Genomic DNA, 21,185 nt, shown 5'->3' with positions numbered 1-21,185 from the left:
CAGGGACGCGTCAGCGCTCGACGGCGCCGTCCGGGTCATCGTGAACCTTCCGGCCGGCGCCGTCGGTGTGTTCGCTGGCATCCTCCCGGCCGGCGGCAGGGACGACCCGGAAGTAGCGCAGCCCGCGGGCTCGGCGGTTGAAGGCGATCCGCAGCTGCTTCGCCCGGACGATCCAGACCATGCCGATCACGGCCGCGGCCACGCCCGAGGCCGCGGCCACGCCCATGGACCAGCGGGCCCCGGCCACATTGGCCACCCACCCCACCAGCGGGGCGCCGATCGGGGTGCCGCCCATAAAAATCGCCATGTACAACGCCATCACCCGCCCGCGCATCACCGGATCCGTGGTGGTCTGGACGTAGCCATTGGCGCTGGTCATCATGGTGATCGCGAAGAGGCCCACCGGCACCAGGGCCACACCGAACCAGAAGTAGTCGGGCGCCAGCGCCGCGAGGCCGGAGGTCAGGCCGAAGGCGCCGGCCGCCCCGAAGATCACGCGCATCCGCGGCCGGCCCCGCCCGGCCGAGAGCAGCGCGCCGGCGACCGAACCGATCGCCATGATCGAATTCATCAGGCCGAAAGCGCCGGCATCCAGGCCAAATTCCGTGCCGACCATGGCCGCAATAAAGAGGACGAAGTTCAGTCCCAGGGTCCCCACGATGAACACCGCCACCAGCACCACCCCAATGTCCGGCCGGAAGCGCACATACCGCAGGCCCTCGCGGATCCGCCCCTTGCCCGCCGGCGCCCGGGGCAGCTGCCGCAGCGAGGCTCCGGGGATCTTGGCCAGGCTCAGGAGCAGCGCCAGGAACGTGACGGTGTTGACCAGGAACACCCAGCCGGGCCCGATGGCCACGGTGAGCAGCCCGGCGACGGCGGGCCCGATCATCCGCGCCACGTTGAACGAGGCGCTGTTGAGGGCGACGGCGTTGGGCAGGTAGTCGTCGCGCACCAGCTCCGAGACGAAGGTCTGGCGCACGGGGGCGTCGAGGGCGGAGACGACGCCCAGCAGCAGGGCAAAGATGTAGACGTGCCAGAGCTGGGCGGCGCCGGACAGCACCAGGACGCCGAGCGCCGCGCTCAGGAGGGCCATGCCGGACTGCGTCAGGACGAGCAACTGCTTGCGGTTGAAGCGGTCGGCAACGAGCCCTGCCACCGGGGCCAGGAAGAGCTGCGGGCCCAGCTGCAGGGCCATGGTGATGCCCATGGCTCCGGCGTCCTGGTCGCTCAGGTGGTCAAAGACGAGCCAGTCCTGCGCGGTGCGCTGCATCCAGGTCCCGATGTTGGAGACCAGGGCGCCGATGAACCAGATCCGGTAGTTCAGGATGTGCAGTGATTTGAAGGTGGACCTCATGTCCCAACCCGTCGCCGCAGTCCCCCGAACGGTGCCAAACCGCTAGTCGGCCTCGACGGCGGACTCGTCCTCCGCCGCCCCGGTTCCGTCCGCGTCCTCGGGCCCTGCCGGCGCCTCTGCGGCGTTGTCGGCGGGCGGTTCCGTCACGGCACCCGAGGCGGGTGCGGTGACGTCGTCCTGCTGCGCGTCCTCGGGGCGGACCCGTTCGGCCCACGGCACCCATTCCGGGGCCAGGATCGAATCCTCGGAGGGCAGCAGGCCCAGTTCGTCCACGGTGACAACCTTGGACCGGGAGTTGCGCGTGAGCACCGCGTACCACTGCCAGCCGCCGTAGCCGGGCAGCTTGGATTCGAAGAGGTGCGTGACCAGACGGTCGCCCTCGCTCTTGGCACCCAGGTGCCGGCCGATCTGCTCGGCCGGGGCGATGCTTTCCACGGCGGTCCGTGCGGCGTCCACCGCGGCTGCCAGGAAGGCATCGGGCTTGCCGGTGCGCCAGGCGGGGACACCGAAGCGCGGCTTGGATCCTGCTTTGGCGCCGGCGGCCTTGGCGGCCGCACCGGCCGTCGCGGCGGCGTTCTGTTCAGGTTCCGGAGTCATCGCGGGCCCTTACGCGTCCAGCTCGTCGGCGACCTTACGAAGCGCGGCGGCAATGGCCTTGGCCTTGTTGCCTTCCGGGTACTTCCCCGCGGACAGTGTTCCGGAGAGGTTGTCCAGCACGCTGACCAGGTCCTGCACCAGCGGCGCGAGGTCCTTGGCGCTGGGCCGCTTGGCCTTGGCAATGGAAGGCGTCTTGTCCAGCACCCGCAGGCCCAGGGCCTGGGCGCCCTTGCGGCCGTCTGCCACTCCGAACTCCACCCGGGTCCCGGCCTTGAGCTCCGTCACGCCTTCGGGCAGTGCGGACTTGGGCAGGAACACTTCCTGGCCGTCTTCGCCTGCGAGGAAGCCGAAGCCTTTTTCCTTGTCATACCACTTGACCTTGCCGGTGGGCACGTAATCAACCTTCTTCGTTCTGCGGGGGACGCGGCCGGCGGTCAGCGCATCCGCATGGATATGCGGGTTCAGGGTGTGACTGCCAGGACCGTGTTGGTCTGTTCCTCCAAGGTTATCCTGCCTTGGCCACTTTGACGGTTTGAGGCGCGGGCGAAGCCGGGCTGTTAGCGTTGCCTCCATGACACCTCAGCGTTTCCGGCGGCCCCTGTTGATCCTGGCCGCCAGCGTTGCCGCGCTCTCCCTGGCCGCCGTCGGAGCGGTGATGGCCATGGCTTTCAACAACGCGGTGGCCCCGGTGTGGGTCACCTCCACCGCCCTGTACGGGCTGCCGCTGGCGTTCCTGCTCATGCTGGTCCTTGTGGTCGACGCCGTCGCCGCCCGCCGCCGGACGCCAGGGCACGGCGAAAGGTAACGTTGGACTGATGTCCCTGATCCGCGCGCTCAGCAAGGAACTGCAGGCCCGCAGCGACGACTCGTTGCGGGCCCTGTTCTCCGCGCGGCCGGACCTGATGTCCCCCGCGGTGCCGGACTTTGCCGCCCTCGCCGCCCGGGCCAGCGGCAGGGTCAGCGTGCAGCGGGCGCTGGAACGGTTGAACCGCCCCGAGATGCAGGTGCTGGAGACCCTCCACCTGTGCACCAACACGGACACCGCGCACAGCGCGTCCGCCGCGACGCTCAAACGGCTGATCAACGGTTCCACCGTGACCGCCCTGGAGCGGCTGCTGCATTCCCTCCAGGAACTTGCCCTCGTGCACCGGGCCGACCCGCCGCACGGGACAGCCCCGACGGCGGGCCGGCAGCGCTACTACCTTCCGGTCGGGAGCCTCAAGGATGTGATCGGCATTTACCCCGCCGGACTGGGTCGGAGCTACACCGAACTGGTCCGGCTGCAGCCGGCCTTCGCCCAGCGTGTGGTCCAGCTGGTCGCCGAGCTGCACCGGACCGGCGCCGACATCGCTCCTGCAGCCACCCCGATGGAGGCCGCGCTGTCACTGCAGCACTGGACCGCCTCGCCCGAGGCCCTGCAAGCCCTGCTCGCCGGCGCCCCCGACCGCACGGCGGCCCTGCTCGCCCGGTTCGGCAATTGGGCCATGGGCGCCGTTCCCCAGGCGCAGCGGCGCGCCTCCGTGCTGAACGAGGGCTCCGACGTCGGGCCGGTCGACTGGCTGTTGGCCCGCGGGCTGCTGGTGCCGCTGGATGCCGCCCACGTGGAATTGCCACACAGCGTCGGCATGGCCCTGCGCGGCGGCTTTGTGATCGAGCATTTCGCCCTCAGTCCGCCGGTGCCGCGGCTGGGACAGACCAGCGCGGCGCTGCGCCGCAATGCCGCGCTCGGCGCCATCGCCGAGACGCTGAGGCTGGTCGGCGAGCTCCTCCACAGCGTGCAGGAACAGCCACTCGTCACCCTGCGCAGCGGCGGCGTGGGCGTGAGGGAAATGAAGCGCCTCGCGGACGCCCTGCGGATCGGGCTGAACGAAGCCGGCGTGCTGGCGGAGCTGTCCGCGCTCTCCGGACTGCTCCGCCTGGACGTGGACAGCTCGGCCTGGATCCCGGCGCCGCAGCTGGAATGGCCGTCGCTTCCCCGGCAGGAGCAGTGGCTCTGGCTGGTCAACGCCTGGCTTGCCAGCGAACGCGTCCCCTCGCTGGTGGGGCAGCCGGTGAGCGGCGTCGCCACCGCCCAGCCGCACCGCGGCACAGCCGGGACCACCATCAACGCGCTCTCCGCGGAAGCGCAACGCCCGGATGCCCCGGTGGTCCGGAAACGGATCCTGGAAATCCTGAACGAACTCACCCTGGAGGCCGCCGCGGCCGACGGCGAGGCCCCGGTGCTCGACGCCGCCGCCGTGCTGGAACGCGCCGACTGGTCGCAGCCGCGGATGGCGCGCCGCTTCAGTTCGCTGATCCGCGGCGTCCTCGCCGAGGCCGAGATGCTGGGACTGATCGGGTCCGGGGCCCTGAGCCAGATCGGGGCGGCGATCGCCGTCGAACAACCTGACGCGGCCCTCGCCATCCTGGGCGAGCACCTGCCCGCAGCGCTGAACCATGTGCTGCTCCAGGCGGACCTGACCGCCGTCGCCCCCGGCTACCTGGATCCGGAGCTGAGCGAGAAACTCATGACCATGGCCGACGCGGAGGGCCAGGGCCCGGCCACCATCTACCGTTTCTCCGTGGCCTCGGTCCGGCGTGCCCTCGATGCCGGGCAGGACGCCGCGTCGCTGCTGGACTTCCTGCGCGAGCACTCCGCCACCGCGGTGCCGCAGCCGCTGCAGTACCTGATCGAGGACACCGCCGCGCGCCACGCCCGGCTCCGGGTGGGCCCGGCCGCGAGCTTCATCCAGAGCGAGGACGAGACGGCCCTGCTGGAACTGCTCAATTCCTCCGCCGCCGCCGGCCTGGCCCTGGTCCGGATTGCCCCGACCGTGCTGGTCTCCCCCGTCGCGCCCCGGGAAGCCGCCCAGGTGCTGCGGGGCCTGGGCCTGTCCCCCGCGCTGGAGGACACCGGTTCCGCCGTCGTCCGGCTGCGCCGCAGCACGGCGGCGCCGGGCAGCGCCCGCCCGGTCTACACGGCCCCCCGCACCGCGCCCGCGGACGCCGACGTCGACGCCCAGCTCGCGGTGCTGCGCGACGGCCGCACCCCGCACGCGTCCGGCGCGCCGGAGGGCAGGGGCGCCGCGGCGCCAGGCGGGGAGGCCGCGACGCAGCTGGGCCTGGAGACCCTGCAGAAGGCGATCCGGCTCAAGCAGCCGGTGGTGATGAACGTGGTGGACAGCCTGGGGAATTCCAGCCGTGAAACAGTTGTTCCGGTAGCAGTAAACGGCGGGCGGGTGCGGGTCTTCGATCCGGCAAAGGAAACGGAACGCGTCCTGTCCATCCACCGGATCATTGATGTTGAAGCCACAGAGGAACTGCTCCAGTGAATGACGGACCGCTGATCGTCCAAAGTGACAAGACCATCCTGCTGGAAGTGGACCATGACCAGGCCACCGAGGCGCGCCACGCAATCGCCGCCTTCGCCGAGCTGGAGCGCGCCCCGGAGCATGTGCACAGCTACCGCTTGACGCCGCTGGGGCTCTGGAACGCCCGGGCGGCCGGGCTCGACGCCGAACAGGTGCTCGACACGCTGCTCAAGTACTCCCGGTTCCCGGTGCCGCATTCGCTGCTGATCGACATCGAGGAGACCATGTCCCGGTACGGCCGGCTGCGGCTGGAGAAGGATCCGCAGCACGGCCTGGTCATGCGCACCTCCGACTACCCGGTGCTCGAGGAGGTCAGCCGGGCCAAGAAGATCGCTCCCCTGCTGGGGCCGCGGATCGACGCCGAGACGGTGGTGGTGCATTCCTCCCAGCGCGGCCAGCTCAAGCAGCTGCTGCTCAAGATCGGCTGGCCCGCGGAGGACTTCGCCGGCTACGTGGACGGCACGCCGCACCCCATCATGCTCAATGAGACCGGCTGGAAGCTTCGTCCCTACCAGCAGCTGGCGACGGAGAACTTCTGGGCCGGCGGCAGCGGCGTCGTCGTGCTTCCCTGCGGCGCCGGCAAGACCCTGGTGGGCGCGGCCGCGATGGCCACGAGTTCCACCACCACCCTGATCCTGGTGACCAACACCGTGTCCGCGCGGCAGTGGAAGGACGAGCTGCTCAAGCGGACGTCCCTCACCGAGGAGGAGATCGGCGAGTACTCCGGCTCCGTCAAGGAGGTCCGTCCCGTCACGATCGCCACCTACCAGGTGCTCACCACCAAGCGCGGCGGCCTGTACCCCCATCTGGAGCTCGTGGACGGCAACGACTGGGGCCTGATCATCTACGACGAGGTCCACCTGCTGCCGGCGCCGATCTTCCGGATGACCGCTGACCTGCAGGCCCGCCGCCGCCTCGGCCTGACCGCCACCCTGGTGCGCGAGGACGGCCGCGAGGGCGAGGTGTTCAGCCTGATCGGCCCCAAGCGCTACGACGCCCCCTGGAAGGACATCGAGGCGCAGGGCTACATCGCGCCGGCGGACTGCGTGGAGGTCCGGGTGGATCTTCCCCGCGACGAACGGGTGGCCTATGCCATGGCCGAGGACGCGGACAAGTACCGGCTCTGCGCCACCTCGGAGACCAAGACCGGGATCGTGGAGCGGCTGGTGGCCGAGCACGCCGGCGAGCAGCTCCTCGTGATCGGGCAGTACATCGACCAGCTGGACGAGATCGGCGAGCGCCTCAACGCGCCGGTGATCAAGGGCGACACCTCGGTCAAGGAACGCCAGCGGCTCTTCGACGCGTTCCGCGCGGGAGAGGTGCAGACCCTGGTGGTGTCCAAGGTCGCGAACTTCTCCATCGACCTGCCGGAGGCCTCGGTGGCGATCCAGGTCTCCGGGTCCTTCGGCTCCCGCCAGGAGGAGGCGCAGCGGCTGGGGCGGCTGCTGCGGCCCAAGCAGGACGGCCGGGCGGCACGGTTCTATTCGCTCGTGGCACGGGACACCCTGGACCAGGACTTCGCCGCCAAGCGCCAGCGCTTCCTCGCTGAACAGGGCTATGCCTACCGCATCATGGACGCCAAGGACGTGGGCGCCGGCAGTTAGCCGGCCTCCATTCAACACACATCTGCCTCTCAGAAAACTCTCAGAGTCTGGGAGCATCATGGGAACCATGAAAAAGAACGGTCCCGAAGCCAAGCTGCTCGTCGTCGATGATGAACCCAACATCCGCGAGCTGCTCTCCACCTCGCTGCGCTTCGCTGGCTTCGAGGTCGTCTCCGCCGGCACCGGGCGCGACGCCCTCGCCGCCGCGGAGCTCCACGCCCCGGACCTCGCCGTCCTGGACGTGATGCTGCCGGACATGGACGGGTTCACCGTCACCCGCCGGCTGCGCGCCTCGGGCAAGCACTTCCCGGTCCTGTTCCTGACCGCCAAGGACGACACCGAGGACAAGGTCACCGGCCTCACCGTCGGCGGCGACGATTACGTCACCAAACCGTTCAGCCTCGACGAGGTGGTGGCACGCATCCGCGCGGTGCTGCGCCGCACGCAGCCCCTCCAGGACGACGACGCCGTCATCCGGGTTGATGACCTGGAGCTCGACGACGACGCCCACGAGGTCCGCCGCGGCGGCACGGTGATCGAGCTGTCCCCCACCGAATTCAAGCTGCTGCGGTACCTGATGCTCAACCCGAACCGGGTGCTCTCCAAGGCCCAGATCCTGGACCACGTCTGGGAGTACGACTTCAACGGGGATGCCTCGATTGTGGAGTCCTACATCTCCTACCTCCGGCGCAAGGTGGACATTGACCCCAATGCGCCGGCCCTGATCCAGACCAAACGGGGCGTCGGCTACGTGCTGCGGACGGCCGAGAAGCGCTGACCTTGCTGCACCGTTGGAAGGCGGCGTCGCTGCGGTCGCAGCTGGTCGCGATCATGATGGCCCTGATGCTGGTGGCCCTCACCGCCACCGGTGCCGGCACCCTGGCCCTGCTGCACAGCTACTTGCAGGGCCAGGTCGATGACAAGCTCAAGGCCGCCGTCGAGACGGCCCGCCAGCAGCAGTCTTTCAGCCAGCTCCAGGACCAGAACCCGAACGTCCCCACCGACTATTCGCTGATGCTGTTCAGCCCGGGCCAGCCCGCGTACGTCTTTGGCGGCAGCAAGGGCTCACGCCCCTCCATCGCCAGCATCAGCCCCGAAGAGGCGCGCAGCCGCGGCGAGGCTCCATTCCAGGTCCGCGGCACCGACGGGCGCAACTGGCGGGTCGTGGCCGTCAACGTGCTGGACGGCAACCAGCGGCCCGCCGTCGTTGTGATCGGCCTGCCGCTCTACCCGGTGGATTCGGTGATGGAGCACGCCGCTCTAGTGGTGGTGGGCGTGGGCCTGCTGACCCTGGTCCTGGCCTTTTTCATCGCCACCTGGACCGTCACCCGGTCCTTCCGGCCGCTGGCGCGGGTGGAGAAGACAGCCGCGGCGATCGCGGCGGGCGATCTTTCCCGGCGCGTGGAGGTCGAAAACCCCGACACGGAGGTTGGCCGGCTCAGCCGGTCGCTCAACGCCATGCTGGCGCACATCGAGTCGGCCTTCGCCTCGCGGATGGCCTCCGAGGCGAGGATGCGCCGCTTCGCCGCGGACGCCTCGCACGAACTGCGCACCCCGCTGGTCACCATCCGCGGCTTCTCCGAGCTCTACCGTCACGGCGCCCTGGCCACCCCCGAGGATGTGGCCACCGCGATGGGCCGGATCGAGAGCGAAGCCAAGCGGATGGGCGCCATGGTGGAGGACCTGCTGCTGCTGGCCCGGATCGATGAACAGCGCCCGCTGCAGCAGAAACCGACCGACCTGCTGCTGCTGGCCCATGACGCCGTGGTGGACACCCAGGCCAGCGACCGCAGCCGGGTGATCTCTCTGCGGGGGCTCGATGGCGCCGCCGGCGCCCCGGCCCCGGTGCTGGGCGACGAGGCGAAGCTGCGCCAGGTCATCGGCAACCTGGTGGGCAATGCCTTGCGCTACACGCCCGAAGGCACCCCGATCGAACTCGCCGTGGGGGTGCGGACGAACCCCGACGGGGCCCGCCGTTCGGTGATCGAGGTCCGCGACCACGGGCCCGGCGTCCCCGACGACGAGGCCGCCAGGATCTTTGAGCGCTTCTACCGTGCGGACACCTCCCGGACGCGGGAGACCGGCGGCAGCGGCCTCGGGCTGGCTATCGTAGCGGCCATTGTCGGTTCGCATTCAGGCACGGTCCGCGTCCAGCCGACCGACGGCGGCGGCGCCACCCTTGTGGTCAGCCTCCCGTACCTGGATGAAGCGGAGGCCGCAGCCCCGGGTGCCGCCGAGGCGGCGGACACGGCCGTGGCGGACACGGCGGTGGTGGAGACGGCCGGGGCGGCGTCCGCGGTGGAGGGCTCGGATGCGGGGGGCGCGGATGGCTCCCCGGCGGACGCTGCCCCCACGGCGCCGGGGTCGGATGCCGGCCGCACGGCCCGCGGCTAGCGGTTGTCCACATAGCAGTCTTGCCCGCTGGGGCCCGGTTCTGGGGTTGCCTAGGCTCAAAGGGTCCGGAAGATCCGGATGCTTCCACCCCAAGGCAGCCGGGGATCCTGCTCCCCCGCGATCACGTCGGGATGCCCGGCTGCCTGCCGGCACGCTCGAAAGGCAAACCCGTGAGCATTATTGCTGTCGACACCGAACTGCTTCAGCTCAAGTCCGCCAACGTCCAGGCCACGGTCGAAAGGGTCAGCGCCGACGTGCAGTCCATGAAGCATGGGCTGGACGAACTCCAGGCGAGCTGGCGCGGCGCTGCGGCCACCAATTTCCAGGCCCTGATCACCGAGTGGGCGCTGACCCAGGCCAAGGTCGAATCGTCCCTGGCCTCGATCAACCTCGCGCTCAACTCGGCAGCTGCAAACTATGCACAGGTCGAGCTGAACAACGCCCAGAGGTTCGGTTAGCCGGACCGGCGCCGTGGAGCCAGGACGCGTCGGAACCCAACGCTCGTTGGAACGCCACCGCGGGCGGACTGGCCTCCGCTGAACCCGCCGGCCAGAGCCCCCGTTGCTGCTTGCTAGGCCTCGGGAGTGCCCTGGTGGAAGCGGAGGCGCCACTGGGCGCCGTCGAGGACCCACAGGGAGCTGCGCAACGCCGTTCCCGTCCGGGTGTGGCTGCGGTAGGTCAGGAGCACGGCGCCCTCGCCGATACGGTCGGCGGAGAGGAGCTCCAGCTCGGCCGGGACGCCGGGATCGTCCTCGAGAGCCATCATCATCTCGTCCCGGGTCCAGAGCCGGCCCGAGCTGCCGACCTCGGTGAAGTCCGGGTGCAGCAGCACCCCGGTGCGCCCCAGATCGGAGCGCGTTTCGGGGAGCAGCAGCTCGCGCTCCAGCGCCTCGACGATCGTCTCGGGGGCCTGGTCCGGACCGGCAGCGACCGCGCGGGATTCCGCTTCCAGCTCGCTAAAGAGGTCCGGCTCCGCGAACAGGCCGGATTCACCGAAGAGGGTGGGTTCCCCGAACAACTCCCGCGCGCTGCCCCGGGCTGCCGGCGGGGCCGGGGCCGGGCGCGTCCCCGCAGCCGCCATGGCCTGGCCGGCGGGGACCGGTTCCCCAGCTCCCCGCAGCGCGGGATTCTGCCGAGCGGCGGGGGCTGCCTCGTCGCCGACCCGGACGAAGCCGGGGCCCTGGCGGGGTGCTATCCCCTGCTGGTAGGCCGTGGCCGCCGCCCGCGCGCGGTCATCCGCGGCCTCGTTGAGGTCGTGGCCCGCGTGGCCGCGGACCCACTCGAAGGTGTACTTGCGTCCGGCCAGTGCCTGGTCGATTTCCTTGAGCAGCTCGACGTTGAGCACAGGCTTGCCGTCGGACTTCCGCCAGCCCTTGCGCTTCCAGCCCGGCATCCACTTGGTCACCGAATTGATGACGTACTGGCTGTCGCAGAGGATGTGCAACTCCTCGCCGGCCAGGTGCGCCGTGGCCCGGAAGAGGTCTAGGACAGCCATGAGTTCACCCTGGTTGTTGGTGCCATGCGGCCAGCCGCCGGCACGCCAGCAGTCATCGTTCACGTACCAGGCCCAGCCGGCCGGACCGGGATTTCCTAGGGCCGAACCGTCGGCCGCTGCAGTAATCGTCACTCCACCATCCTGCCAGACCCCGGCCCTCCAACGCTTCCTCACCACCGGCGCCATACCCTCCAACGCTCCCTCACCACGGGCGGACAGTCGCCCAACCCTCCCTCACCACGGCCCTTTGGGTGTGGGAGCGTCCGGCAGAAAGCCGCCACAATTGCGGGAGCGTCCGGCAGAAAGCCGCCACAATTGCGGGAGCGTCCGGCGGAATGCCGCCACAAGTGAGGGAGCGTGCGTTAACGCCGACGGCGGCCCCACCCGAAGGTGGGACCGCCGTCGTCGAACGTGCTGCACTGACGGCAAACCGTCAGGCCGGGCGTTCAGGCTGGAAAGCCGGGTGGTTAGAAACCGCCCATGCCGCCCATGCCGCCCATGTCGTCGCCGCCGCCCATCGGGGCGCCGGCCTTCTCGGGCTTGTCGGCCACAACGGCCTCGGTGGTGAGGAACAGGCCGGCGATGGACGCCGCGTTCTGCAGGGCAGAGCGGGTGACCTTGACCGGGTCGTTGATGCCGGCGGCCAGCAGGTCGACGTACTCGCCGGTGGCTGCGTTCAGGCCGTGGCCGGCGGGCAGGCCGCGGACCTTGTCCACCACAACGCCGGGCTCGAGGCCGGCGTTGAAGGCGATCTGCTTCAGCGGGGCGTCGATGGCAACGCGGACGATGTTCGCACCCGTTGCTTCGTCGCCGGAGAGCTGCAGGTTCGCGAACGCCTTGGCGCCGGCCTGGATCAGGGCCACGCCACCGCCTGCGACGATGCCCTCTTCGACAGCAGCCTTGGCGTTGCGGACGGCGTCCTCAATGCGGTGCTTGCGTTCCTTGAGCTCGACCTCGGTTGCGGCACCGGCCTTGATGACTGCAACGCCGCCGGCCAGCTTGGCCAGGCGTTCCTGCAGCTTCTCGCGGTCGTAGTCGGAGTCGGAGTTCTCGATCTCGGCACGGATCTGGGACACGCGGCCGGCGATCTGGTCGGCGTCGCCGGCGCCTTCGACGATGGTGGTCTCGTCCTTGGTGACAACAACCTTGCGGGCCTTGCCGAGCAGTTCGAGGCCGGCGGTCTCAAGCTTGAGGCCGACTTCCTCGGAGATGACCTGGCCACCGGTGAGGATGGCGATGTCGGCCAGCTGGGCCTTGCGGCGGTCGCCGAAGCCCGGGGCCTTGACGGCAACGGACTTGAAGGTGCCGCGGATCTTGTTGACGATCAGGGTGGCCAGGGCCTCGCCCTCGATGTCTTCGGCAATGATCAGCAGCGGCTTGTTGGACTGCATGACCTTTTCGAGGACAGCAACCAGTTCCTTGACGTTGGAGATCTTGGAGTTGACGATCAGGATGTACGGGTCCTCGAGGACCGTTTCCTGGCGCTCGGCGTCGGTGACGAAGTAGGCGGAGATGTAGCCCTTGTCGAAGCGCATGCCCTCGGTGAGCTCCAGCTCGAGGCCGAAGGTGTTCGACTCCTCGACGGTGATGACACCTTCCTTGCCGACCTTGTCCAGGGCCTCGGCAATCAGGGCGCCAATTTCGTTGTCGCCGGCGGAGATGGACGCGGTGGCGGCGATCTCTTCCTTGGTTTCGATTTCCTTGGCGGAGGCCAGGAGTTCGCGGGTGACCGCGTCGACAGCCTTCTCGATGCCGCGCTTGAGGGACAGCGGGTCAGCGCCGGCCGCGACGTTGCGCAGGCCTTCCTTGACGAGGGCCTGGGCCAGCACGGTGGCGGTGGTGGTACCGTCGCCGGCGACGTCGTCCGTCTTCTTGGCAACTTCCTTGACCAGCTCGGCGCCGATCTTCTCGTACGGGTCGTCCAGTTCGATCTCCTTGGCGATGGAAACACCATCGTTGGTGATCGTGGGGGCGCCCCACTTCTTTTCGAGGACGACGTTGCGTCCACGCGGGCCGAGGGTGACCTTGACGGCGTCGGCGAGGATGTTCAGGCCCCGCTCAAGACCGCGGCGTGCCTCTTCATCAAATGCAATGATCTTGGCCATAACGGCAGTAGTCCTTTCGGGACAGTCGTTAAGAATGAACCTGGGCCGTGGTGCCCGCGACGGACGATTCCTACCCGGCAGCCTCTGTATGCCGCCGGACCGGGAACCTCACCCCAGCCAGGTATTTCTCTCGCCCCCGGTGATCCTGCCGCCTCGTCGCAGCCGGCCGAACCGGGCGTCGTGTTAGCAGTCAATACGCGGGAGTGCTAAGTCAATAATTAGCACTCCCCCGGGGAGAGTGCAAGCAGTGGCGGCGTTGCGGACCGCCGCCGCGGCACGGTCTTCGCTACGAGCGATCAGGAGCCGGTGCTGCGGGCGGTTTCGCTGCCGGTCATCTTGGCGTTGTTGTCCGCGCCGTAGGTGTAGACCATGTAGGGGGCGGCGGTGACGTCGCCGCCGGCGTCGAAGTTGACCGGCCCGGACTGGCCGTTGTAATCGGGGCGCTTGCCGGCGCGGAGTGCGGCCACACATTCCTGGTAGGACCCGCAGGCCGCGGGCTCGCCGGACGCCCCTCCGGCGGCACCGGCGCTCCCGCCGGAGACGGCGATGAGCCGGGCGGCGATCGAGGTCCCGGCGTCGTCCTCCGCTGCGGCGGCGGCGATGGCGGCGAGGTTGACGGCGTCGTAGGTCTCGGCGGCGAAGGCCATGTCCTTCAGGCCGGGATCGACGGCCACGAGTTCGGCCTGGAAGTGTGCGGAGGGGAACGTGCCGGGGAGAACCCCGCGGGCGCCTTCGAGGGCCTTGGAGCCCAGGCCCGGGCCGTACTGGTTGACGGCGCCGTCGCTGAGGACGAGCTTGCTGCCGGCCAGTCCGGCGTTGTGGAGCTCGGCGATGGCGCCTTGGGCACCGTCCCGGGCTACCAGCACGACGGCGTCCGGGGAGGCGGCCTTGGCGGCTGCGGCCGCCTGCTGCGCGTGGCCGGCCGTGAACTCGGCGTCGACGGCGGTGCCGAGGCCCACCGCTTTCGCGGCCGCGGAGACGGCCACTGAGACTTCCTTGCCGTAGCTGCCCTCCTCATGCAGCACGGCGATGGTCTTGGCGCCGCCGTCCTTGGCGAGCTTGACCAGGACGGAAGCCTGCGCGATGTCCGCGGCGGCGGTCCGGAAGTAGTAGCCCCCGCTCTTGTATTTGCTGAGTCCGGGTGCGGTGTTCGCCGGGGAAATCAGGGCCACCTTGGCGCGCGAGAGCACGTCGATGGCGTCGGCGGCCCGGCTGGAGTCGGTGGGACCGATCACGACGTCGGCTTTGGCCGCCACCAGGTTCTTGGCCTGAGCCGCGGTATCCGTGCCGATCGCTTGCGGCAGCAGTTCCACCGGCCGGCCCTTGTGCCCGCCGGCCGCGTTGATTTCCTTGACCGCGAGCTTTGCCGCCGCAAGCTGGGGGGCGTTGAGGAAGCTTTGCTTGCCGGTGTTGTCCAGGATCAGGCCGATCCGCAGGGTGCCGTCCCCGGAGGCGTCCACGGTGTCCGTCCGGGCGTTGCCGGTGGGCCCGGCACACGCGCTGAGCGCCACGGCCACGGAGAGTCCGGCCGCCGCCATGCCGGCAGGGGACGCGCGGAGGAACCGCGGGAGGCGGGGGCGGCGGTCGGGGCTCTTCGGGGCGGGTGCCGCTGCGGAGAATGCCACTAGGCGGGCCGGACGCTTTCGGCCTGCGGGCCCTTGTCGCCTTCGCCGATTTCCAGCTCCACCCGCTGGCCCTCGGCCAGGGCGCGGTAACCTTCGCCGTTGATCGCGGACCAGTGCACAAAGACGTCGGCCCCGGAGCTGTCGACGGTGATGAAGCCGTAGCCCTTGTCGGCGTTGAACCACTTGACGGTCCCCAGTGCCATCTTCTCCACACTTTCAGTTAGCTGGTTAACGGCCCACCTCGTTGTGCGCCGCGGTATGCGAAACCAAATCCGCAGATACTCTACCCACAGCCTCCCACTGGCCTGCTGACCGGGCCCGGGGCCGCGCGGATAGTTATTCAGGCGTAACCGACGCCGCGGCCGCTGCTACTTGAAGCCGGGGCCAAGGACGACGACGAGGGGCATCTTGAATTCGGCCGAATCCACGAGCGTGGCGATCCCCAGGAGTGAGCCAAGTGCGTCGGCGTTGGCCTTCTGCGCCGGGCCGTTGTAGAAGACCACCGAGGTTTGCTGCCGGGCGCCGCCCCAGTTGCCGAGCGGGCCGAGGACCCACCCTGCCGAGGTGACGGTGGTTCCGACGCGGCCGGCGAGGCCCGCCGTCGCGGTTCCGTTGTAGATGGCCACCGGCTGTGTTTTGTCCACGGCCGCGCTCGGTGTGGCCGAGGCGGACGGCGCCGAGCCTGCGGGGGCGAGGCTGCCGGTCGGATCGGGGCTGGCGGAGGGTGTGGCGCCGGCAGCGGTGGGTGCGGGCGACGCCGTGGCGTTGTTGCTGGCCTGGTCCGCGGTCATGGCTGAGCTGCCGGCGGGGCCGAAGCCCAGCTTGGGCAGCAGGAGGAAGGCGACGAGGCCGATTGCGAGGGCCACGGCGCCAAAGGACAGGATGGGACCCAATCGGCGGGAGCGGGCTGCGGAAACCGTCCGGTGTACGCCTTGGCGCGTGGAGGTCTCCGGGACCCGATCAAATTCATCCCGAGCGTACTTGGTCATGGTAAAACTCGTCCTTGCTGATTTCTGGCTGATGGCCCGCCGCCGGAATCCTCGCGGATTTGCTCGCCTCCGGCTGGATTTCCCGCGGGTTTAGGCGTCTGAACCGAGGCGGCGGGCGGTGCGGGCACGTTGTCGTGACGTACGTAGTCTACGCAATCTCTTGACCAGCATGGGATCGTGGGCCAGCGCCGGCTCGGTATCGATCAGGGCGTTGAGGATCTGGTAGTAGTGCGTGGCGGAGAGGTCAAAAAGCTCCCGGATGGCCTGTTCCTTGGCGCCGGCGTACTTCCACCACTGCCGCTCCAGGGCGAGCATCTGCTGGTCCCGGCTGCTCAGCGGCGAGTCGTCGGCCGCCGGCGATGACTGGAGGTCCTCCGCCGGCAGGTACTCCGGTGCTGCTTCGGCCACAACGCACTCCCTGGCTGGTTCCGATAGTTGTCCCCCACATGCTACGGCCGAATAACAGCATTGTCATTTATCGGGCGGGTCGCGGGAGGTCCTGCGAGAATGGGACCGTGCCCAATTCGTCCCATCCTGATGCCCTGTTTGACCTCGAACCCAAGGCTGCCGGGACGCCGGCCTTCGCAGACATGGCGCGGCAACCGCTGGCCGAACTGATGGCAGCGGACTGGGCTGCCGCGCTGGCGCCGGTCGAGCGGCAGTTGCGGGAGGTCCTGGAGTTCCTCGCCGCCGAGGTGGCCGGCGGCCACGAGGTGCTGCCGGCGCCATCGAACCTGCTGCGCGCCTTCCGCCAGCCGCTCGCCGGCGTCCGGGTGCTGATCGTGGGCCAGGACCCGTACCCCACACCCGGCCACGCCGTCGGACTGTCTTTCGCCGTGGACGGCGCCACGCGCCCGATCCCGCGCAGCCTGGCCAACATTTACAAGGAGCTCGACGCCGACCTTGGGCTGCCGCCGCGGGTGCACGGAGAGCTGGGCCGCTGGTCGGAGCAGGGGGTGCTGCTGCTCAACAGGGTCCTCAGCGTCCGGGCGGGCGCAGCCGGGTCTCACCGCGGCAAGGGCTGGGAAGCCGTGACGGCCGCGGCCATCACGGCCCTCACACAGCGGCGCGGCGACGACGGCGCCCCGGCCCCGCTGGTCGCAGTTCTCTGGGGCAAGGATGCGGAAGGGGTGCGGCCGTTGCTCGGCTCCGCCGACGTGATTGCCAGCCCACATCCCAGTCCCCTCTCGGCGTCCCGCGGGTTCTTCGGCTCCCGGCCCTTCAGCCGGGTCAATGAGCTGCTCACCGCCCAGGGGGACGGCACGGTGGACTGGGAACTGCCGCCGCTGCCGTGAGCAGTTCTTGGCTAGGCTTAGCCGCATGACTTCGCTCCCCGCCGCCACCAGCGCCAACCGGAACTCCCGGCCCCAGACCAGCCTCACGGTCCTCCGGCGGGAGCAGCTCTCGCCGCACATGGTCCGGATTGTTGCCGGCGGCCCCGGCTTCGCCGGCTACGTCAACAACAGCTACGTGGACCGGTACGTCAAGATTGCTTTCCCGCAGCCCGGGATCGACTACCCGCAGCCGCTGGACCTCTGGGCCATCCGGGAATCCCATCCGCGCGAACAGTGGCCGCACACCCGGACCTACACCGTCCGCTGGGTTGACGAGGACGCGGCCGAGCTCGCGATCGACTTCGTGATCCACGGCGACGAAGGCCTCGCCGGGCCGTGGGCCGCCACCGCCGAGGCCGGGGACACGCTTGTTTTTACGGGGCCGGGCGGCGGCTACAACCCGGATCCGGGGGCCGACTGGCATCTCTTCGCGGGCGACGAATCCGCCCTGCCGGCGATCAGTGCCGCGATTGAGTCCCTCCCCCGGTACGCCCGGGGCCTGGCGTTCCTGGAGGTGGACGGCGACGCCGACGTGCTGGCCCTCGACGCCCCCGCCGGCGTCGAACTGCGCTGGCTCCTGCGCCGCGGCGCACCGGCCGGAAGCCCACCGCTGCTGGTGGACGCCGTACGCGACGCCGTATGGCCGGACGGTCAGGTCCAGGTCTTCGCCCACGGTGAGCGCGGCGCCATGAAAGGCCTGCGCCAGGTGTTCTTTGCCCAGCGCGGGCTGGAGCGCGGCCAGGTGTCGCTGTCCGGCTACTGGGCCCAGGGCCGGGTGGAAGACGACTTCCAGGCCGAGAAGAAGCTGCCGATCGGCAAAATCTAGCCGGAGGCGGAGGGTCAGCGGCGGCGGGCGCGGCGCCGTTCGTTGCTGGCGAGGCTCCGGGTCAGGGGCCGGGCGAGCGTGTCACCGAGCACGATGCCAGCGGCGACGCCGAGCACGATCGCCCCGGCGTTGAGCATCCCGCCGGCGCCCATCAGGATCTCGGACTCCTCGATCGTCAATACATACATGGATCGGAATATAGTCAGGCCGGGCAGCAGGATGAGCGCTGCAGGCACGGCCACGACCAGCTGCGGGGCGCCCATCCGCAGCGCCACCACCCGGGCGAGCAGGCCGATCACGACGGCGGCGAGGGCCGGAGCGAACCGGGGGCCGATGCCGGCGGCGGTTCCACCGATGAGCACCAGGTGCCCGACGACGCCGACGGCCGCCGTCGGCAGCAGCAGCTTGAGTGAGGTCTGTTCTGTCACGCCGATTGCGACCACGGCGATGGCGACCAGGGGAACCAGCGCCCACAATGGATACATCGGCGGGAATGTTTCGGTGACATCGATGGCTTCCATGCCCGTCATCGCCCCCACGACGAAGCCGACGGCGATTCCGGCGACGAGGGCGCCGAAGGTCAGCATGGTGGAGAGGAAGCGGCCGGCGGCCGTGACGGGGAAGCCGTTGATCGCGTCCTGCACCGAGGAGACCAGCCGGCCGGTGGGGAGCAGCAGCAGGATTCCGCCGACCACCACGATGGCGGGGGCGATCTCGATCCCGACCCTGCCGCCGAAGCGCCACAGCAGCAACGCGATAAGGGTGACAACGAAGGAACAGGCCGCCGTGACGAAGAAGTCCGGCGTGCGCCAGCGTCCCAGTTGCCGGGCCAGCAGGCTGATCAGCAGGTTGGACAGGAAGGCGACCCCGGAGGCGGCCAGGTCTCCGCCCAGCACACCGACAAAGACCGCCGAGAAGACGCCAAAGGCAACGGTGACCATCCAGCGCGGGAAGGGTTTCGGGCTGTGCGTGATCTCCTCGAGCCGGCGCACCGCTTCTTCGCGCCCCACACCGCCGGCCACAATCTCGGTGACCAGTTGGTGGACCTCGGCCAGCCCGGCGTAGTTGTTGGTCCACGACCGCACGACCCGCAGCAGCGTGATGGGCGTCTGGTCCTTCGGGGCGTAGTTGATGGCCACCGACTGGTTGGTGATGTCCACCTCGATGTTTTTCAGCCCCAGCGCGGCGGTAATCGCAATGATGCTGGTTTCCACTTCGAGGGCGCCGGCGCCGTACCGGAACATCGATTCGGCCAGCTTGAGCGCAAAGTCGATTGTCTTGCGGGCCGACGTGTCCACGCCGCCGACCTGGATCATTGGGTTGGCGTACGGGCTGCCGGCCAGCCGGTCGACGATGCTCAGCGGGGCCGTCGGCGGGTTTTCGCCCTGGACCAGGCGGCGGAGCATCCGTTTGGCGGCGGCGTTCTGGCGCACCTGCAGCGGCGACATCGGTTCGGTCTTGGGCAAGCCGTCGGTGGGCGGCCTGCGCTGTCCGTCGGTTTCCTCGGTCATTCCGGCGTCCTCAACTGTCCGTACGTCCGGTTTAGTAGAACTGCTGGCCCGTGCGCCGCGTGTACAACTGGCGGGCGACGCGCTCCCCGGCGGCCATCCAGGCCCTGTACTTCAGCGGGCTCAGTACCTGGTCGTAGCAGCCGACGAAGTCCGTGACGGTCTTGCTGAAGCTGGTCTTGAAAAGGCCCAGGCCGTGGAAGGGGTTGGATGTGTCCTTGAGCTGGTCGCTGGGCGGGGTGCCGCAGAAATCGTATTCCGTGCAGCCCAGCTCCTTGACCTGGTTGATGGCCGTCCACTGCACCAGGTGGGAGTCGCCGTACTGGCCGCGTTTCTGCAGCGACCCGCCGTCCTTGTAGGTGCCCTTGCGGCCGTAGTTGATGACGAACGCGCCCACCGAGGGCACGCCGTTTTCGTACACAAACAGCAGCCGGCCCTGGTCCCGTTTGATGAAGTTGGTCCAGAACTGGCGGTAGTACTCGTATTCGCGCACCCGGACCTGGGACTTGGCTTCCACCGTGGTGGTCATCAACACGTACATGGCCCGGAAGTTCTCCTCGCTGGGGTCCACGTTATGGACCTCAACGCCCTCCCGGATGGCGCGGCGGACGGCGTTGCGGCCGCGCGAGTGGAAGTTGCGCAGCAGCTGGTTCTCCTCCGGGGAGATGTCCAGAAGCGCCGTCGAGTCGTTGGGCTGCAGGTTGTGGGTCTTGACCAGGCCGGCGCCTTCGATCACACGCCGGGCGTCGTCGGACCGGATGATGTCCGGCTCGATTTTGATGGCGAAGACCCCCAACCGGGCGCGCTTGACGAACTCGGCGTTCGCCGCGGCGATCCCGGGGATGTCCTCAACGGACGCCACGTCCGGTCCCTTGATCAGGTACCAGAGCTTGCCGAGAAGCGGGAAGGACTTCTCCAGGACGAGGTTGTAGCTCGTGTAGTCGGCGGTCTCGTAGACCAGGTGCAGGGGCTTCCAGCCAAAGTGCTGCTTGACCTCGGCGAAGGCTTCCGATTGCAGCAGGTTGCCGCCGTTGGGGTTCGCCGTGACGTGGGCATCCCAGTTGGCGATCTCTTCGGTTGAGGCAAAACGTGCAGTGAATTCACGCAAGGGGGCGGCATCCAATCATTGCGGTACGAGCTTCGGCGGCATGGCTGGCATGCCGTCCCAAGTCTATCGGGCGGCCGGGGCGGTCCGGGTCCCGCGGCCCGGGGCCGGACGCCCGCTCTGGGATTAGGCTGGGGATATGCAAGCACAGCCGGAACCGCCGGGACACGCCGCGCAGGTGCTCGTCCTGCTCGGGTTGCTGGGCGCTTCGGCCCTGGTGGCGGCACTCGGCGGGCTGGCCTCCGCCGCCAACGTCGACGGCTGGTACGCCGCCGCGGACAAGGCGCCGTGGTCCCCGCCGAACTGGCTCTTTGGGCCGGTCTGGACGCTGCTCTACATCGCTATGGCCGTGGCCGCCTGGCTGGTCTGGCGCAGCCGGTCCCCCGCCATGAGGCCGGCCCTCACCGCCTACGGCGTCCAGCTGGTGCTGAACCTGCTGTGGACGCCGGCATTCTTCGCCCTGTACCCGTCCCTCGGCACACCGGCGCTGTGGATCGGCTTCGTGATCATCGTGTTGCTGGCCCTCGCCGTGGCCGCCACCGTGCTGCGGTTCGGACCGATCAGCCGGGCCGCGGGGTTACTGATGCTCCCCTACCTGACTTGGATCGTGTTCGCTTCGTCCCTGAACCTCTGGGCGGCGCTGAACAACTGAGGCTCAGCACTCCACGACGTTGACGGCGAGGCCGCCCATGGCGGTTTCTTTGTATTTGGAGCTCATGTCTTTGCCGGTTTCGCGCATGGTCACGATGACTTCGTCGAGGGAGACGCGGTGGGTACCGTCGCCCCAGAGGGCCATTTTGGCGGCGTTGATGGCTTTCGCCGCGGCGATCGCGTTGCGTTCGATGCAGGGGATCTGGACCAGCCCGCCGATCGGGTCGCAGGTCAGGCCGAGGTTGTGT

21 protein-coding genes are annotated in these 21,185 nt (G+C 69.2%); 9 read left to right on the top strand and 12 right to left on the bottom strand.

Annotated elements, in window-relative coordinates; translation table 11 throughout:
* Positions 1–10: 10 nt before the first annotated feature.
* Genes ABLI39_RS08830 through ABLI39_RS08820 form a run of 3 tightly spaced genes read right to left on the bottom strand, consistent with a single transcriptional unit; the run spans position 11 to position 2,344 of the window.
* The gene (locus ABLI39_RS08830) at positions 11–1,354 is read right to left on the bottom strand and encodes an MFS transporter (protein ID WP_349413046.1); all 1,344 of its coding nucleotides are present in this window, start codon (positions 1,352–1,354) and stop codon (positions 11–13) included.
* Positions 1,355–1,396: 42 nt separating this feature from the next.
* Entirely contained in the window at positions 1,397–1,951 is a 555-nt protein-coding gene (locus ABLI39_RS08825; protein WP_349413045.1) for a DUF3027 domain-containing protein, read from the bottom strand.
* Positions 1,952–1,960: 9 nt separating this feature from the next.
* Positions 1,961–2,344: a cold-shock protein gene (locus ABLI39_RS08820; protein ID WP_138770163.1), complete on the bottom strand. Its 384-nt coding sequence runs from the start codon at positions 2,342–2,344 to the stop codon at positions 1,961–1,963.
* A 178-nt stretch (positions 2,345–2,522) separates the two neighbouring features.
* Between ABLI39_RS08820 and ABLI39_RS08815 the strand changes: the two genes are divergently transcribed.
* From ABLI39_RS08815 to ABLI39_RS08790, 6 genes are all read left to right on the top strand, one after another.
* Positions 2,523–2,756: a hypothetical protein gene (locus ABLI39_RS08815; RefSeq protein ID WP_349413044.1), complete on the top strand. Its 234-nt coding sequence runs from the start codon at positions 2,523–2,525 to the stop codon at positions 2,754–2,756.
* A gap of 10 nt (positions 2,757–2,766) precedes the next feature.
* On the top strand, positions 2,767–5,262 hold the full coding sequence (locus ABLI39_RS08810) for a helicase-associated domain-containing protein (RefSeq protein WP_349413043.1): 2,496 nt from the start codon (positions 2,767–2,769) through the stop codon (positions 5,260–5,262).
* Entirely contained in the window at positions 5,259–6,905 is a 1,647-nt protein-coding gene (locus ABLI39_RS08805; RefSeq protein ID WP_349413042.1) for a DNA repair helicase XPB, read from the top strand. The genes ABLI39_RS08810 and ABLI39_RS08805 overlap by 4 nt, the downstream gene beginning before the upstream one ends.
* A 67-nt stretch (positions 6,906–6,972) precedes the next feature.
* Positions 6,973–7,683, top strand: coding sequence for a response regulator transcription factor (locus ABLI39_RS08800; RefSeq protein WP_349413041.1), 711 nt, complete (start codon positions 6,973–6,975; stop codon positions 7,681–7,683).
* A 2-nt stretch (positions 7,684–7,685) separates the two neighbouring features.
* Positions 7,686–9,299, top strand: a complete 1,614-nt coding sequence (locus tag ABLI39_RS08795; RefSeq protein WP_349413040.1) for a sensor histidine kinase — start codon at positions 7,686–7,688, stop codon at positions 9,297–9,299.
* A 170-nt stretch (positions 9,300–9,469) separates the two neighbouring features.
* The gene (locus tag ABLI39_RS08790; protein WP_349413039.1) at positions 9,470–9,757 is read left to right on the top strand and encodes a WXG100 family type VII secretion target; all 288 of its coding nucleotides are present in this window, start codon (positions 9,470–9,472) and stop codon (positions 9,755–9,757) included.
* Between the two features lie 113 nt (positions 9,758–9,870).
* On the opposite strand, the gene ABLI39_RS08785 is transcribed toward ABLI39_RS08790, so the two are convergent.
* The 6 genes from ABLI39_RS08785 to ABLI39_RS08760 form a co-directional block, all read right to left on the bottom strand.
* Positions 9,871–10,926: an RNase H family protein gene (locus ABLI39_RS08785; RefSeq protein ID WP_349413038.1), complete on the bottom strand. Its 1,056-nt coding sequence runs from the start codon at positions 10,924–10,926 to the stop codon at positions 9,871–9,873.
* Between the two features lie 335 nt (positions 10,927–11,261).
* On the bottom strand, positions 11,262–12,899 hold the full coding sequence (gene groL, locus ABLI39_RS08780; RefSeq protein ID WP_349413037.1) for a chaperonin GroEL: 1,638 nt from the start codon (positions 12,897–12,899) through the stop codon (positions 11,262–11,264).
* A 296-nt stretch (positions 12,900–13,195) separates the two neighbouring features.
* Positions 13,196–14,437, bottom strand: a complete 1,242-nt coding sequence (locus ABLI39_RS08775) for an ABC transporter substrate-binding protein (RefSeq protein ID WP_349413162.1) — start codon at positions 14,435–14,437, stop codon at positions 13,196–13,198.
* An 86-nt stretch (positions 14,438–14,523) separates the two neighbouring features.
* Positions 14,524–14,727: a cold-shock protein gene (locus tag ABLI39_RS08770; RefSeq protein WP_349413036.1), complete on the bottom strand. Its 204-nt coding sequence runs from the start codon at positions 14,725–14,727 to the stop codon at positions 14,524–14,526.
* A 165-nt stretch (positions 14,728–14,892) separates the two neighbouring features.
* Positions 14,893–15,513 carry a LytR C-terminal domain-containing protein gene (locus ABLI39_RS08765; RefSeq protein WP_349413035.1) on the bottom strand — a complete coding sequence of 207 codons (621 nt, stop codon included), beginning with the start codon at positions 15,511–15,513 and terminating at the stop codon, positions 14,893–14,895.
* Between the two features lie 90 nt (positions 15,514–15,603).
* Positions 15,604–15,921 carry a DUF3263 domain-containing protein gene (locus tag ABLI39_RS08760; protein ID WP_349413034.1) on the bottom strand — a complete coding sequence of 106 codons (318 nt, stop codon included), beginning with the start codon at positions 15,919–15,921 and terminating at the stop codon, positions 15,604–15,606.
* Positions 15,922–16,103: 182 nt separating this feature from the next.
* Here ABLI39_RS08760 and ABLI39_RS08755 point away from each other — a divergent pair, with 182 nt between their 5' ends.
* Both ABLI39_RS08755 and ABLI39_RS08750 read left to right on the top strand, forming a co-directional pair.
* Positions 16,104–16,808 carry a uracil-DNA glycosylase gene (locus ABLI39_RS08755; RefSeq protein WP_349413161.1) on the top strand — a complete coding sequence of 235 codons (705 nt, stop codon included), beginning with the start codon at positions 16,104–16,106 and terminating at the stop codon, positions 16,806–16,808.
* 25 nt (positions 16,809–16,833) lie between these two features.
* Positions 16,834–17,673 (top strand): siderophore-interacting protein, encoded by an 840-nt coding sequence (locus ABLI39_RS08750; protein ID WP_349413033.1) that lies wholly within the window; start codon positions 16,834–16,836, stop codon positions 17,671–17,673.
* 14 nt (positions 17,674–17,687) lie between these two features.
* Here ABLI39_RS08750 and ABLI39_RS08745 read toward each other — a convergent pair whose 3' ends face one another.
* Positions 17,688–19,184, bottom strand: a complete 1,497-nt coding sequence (locus ABLI39_RS08745; protein ID WP_349413032.1) for a threonine/serine exporter family protein — start codon at positions 19,182–19,184, stop codon at positions 17,688–17,690.
* 31 nt (positions 19,185–19,215) lie between these two features.
* Positions 19,216–20,289: a lipid II:glycine glycyltransferase FemX gene (locus tag ABLI39_RS08740; protein WP_349413031.1), complete on the bottom strand. Its 1,074-nt coding sequence runs from the start codon at positions 20,287–20,289 to the stop codon at positions 19,216–19,218.
* A 136-nt stretch (positions 20,290–20,425) separates the two neighbouring features.
* Here ABLI39_RS08740 and ABLI39_RS08735 point away from each other — a divergent pair, with 136 nt between their 5' ends.
* Positions 20,426–20,938 carry a TspO/MBR family protein gene (locus ABLI39_RS08735; protein WP_349413030.1) on the top strand — a complete coding sequence of 171 codons (513 nt, stop codon included), beginning with the start codon at positions 20,426–20,428 and terminating at the stop codon, positions 20,936–20,938.
* Positions 20,939–20,941: 3 nt separating this feature from the next.
* Here the strand turns inward: ABLI39_RS08735 and ABLI39_RS08730 are convergent.
* A partial coding sequence (locus ABLI39_RS08730; protein WP_349413029.1) for an L-serine ammonia-lyase, iron-sulfur-dependent, subunit alpha occupies positions 20,942–21,185 on the bottom strand: 244 nt, incomplete at its 5' end.

This window comes from Pseudarthrobacter sp. B907 (assembly GCF_040137805.1).
Classification (GTDB): domain Bacteria; phylum Actinomycetota; class Actinomycetes; order Actinomycetales; family Micrococcaceae; genus Arthrobacter.
The sequence above is the reverse complement of the archived record's forward strand: the minus strand, read 5'-3'. Positions and strand labels throughout refer to the sequence as shown.

What these genes read in the sequence shown, in the direction of transcription:
- ABLI39_RS08830 (WP_349413046.1), bottom strand. Translation starts at nt 1,354, where the DNA reads ATGAGGTCCACCTTCAAATCACTGCACATCCTGAACTACCGGATCTGG.
- ABLI39_RS08825 (WP_349413045.1), bottom strand. Translation starts at nt 1,951, where the DNA reads ATGACTCCGGAACCTGAACAGAACGCCGCCGCGACGGCCGGTGCGGCC.
- ABLI39_RS08815 (WP_349413044.1), top strand. Translation starts at nt 2,523, where the DNA reads ATGACACCTCAGCGTTTCCGGCGGCCCCTGTTGATCCTGGCCGCCAGC.
- ABLI39_RS08810 (WP_349413043.1), top strand. Translation starts at nt 2,767, where the DNA reads ATGTCCCTGATCCGCGCGCTCAGCAAGGAACTGCAGGCCCGCAGCGAC.
- ABLI39_RS08800 (WP_349413041.1), top strand. Translation starts at nt 6,973, where the DNA reads ATGAAAAAGAACGGTCCCGAAGCCAAGCTGCTCGTCGTCGATGATGAA.
- groL (WP_349413037.1), bottom strand. Translation starts at nt 12,899, where the DNA reads ATGGCCAAGATCATTGCATTTGATGAAGAGGCACGCCGCGGTCTTGAG.
- ABLI39_RS08775 (WP_349413162.1), bottom strand. Translation starts at nt 14,437, where the DNA reads ATGGCGGCGGCCGGACTCTCCGTGGCCGTGGCGCTCAGCGCGTGTGCC.
- ABLI39_RS08770 (WP_349413036.1), bottom strand. Translation starts at nt 14,727, where the DNA reads ATGGCACTGGGGACCGTCAAGTGGTTCAACGCCGACAAGGGCTACGGC.
- ABLI39_RS08765 (WP_349413035.1), bottom strand. Translation starts at nt 15,513, where the DNA reads ATGACCAAGTACGCTCGGGATGAATTTGATCGGGTCCCGGAGACCTCC.
- ABLI39_RS08755 (WP_349413161.1), top strand. Translation starts at nt 16,104, where the DNA reads ATGGCGCGGCAACCGCTGGCCGAACTGATGGCAGCGGACTGGGCTGCC.
- ABLI39_RS08750 (WP_349413033.1), top strand. Translation starts at nt 16,834, where the DNA reads ATGACTTCGCTCCCCGCCGCCACCAGCGCCAACCGGAACTCCCGGCCC.
- ABLI39_RS08745 (WP_349413032.1), bottom strand. Translation starts at nt 19,184, where the DNA reads ATGACCGAGGAAACCGACGGACAGCGCAGGCCGCCCACCGACGGCTTG.
- ABLI39_RS08735 (WP_349413030.1), top strand. Translation starts at nt 20,426, where the DNA reads ATGCAAGCACAGCCGGAACCGCCGGGACACGCCGCGCAGGTGCTCGTC.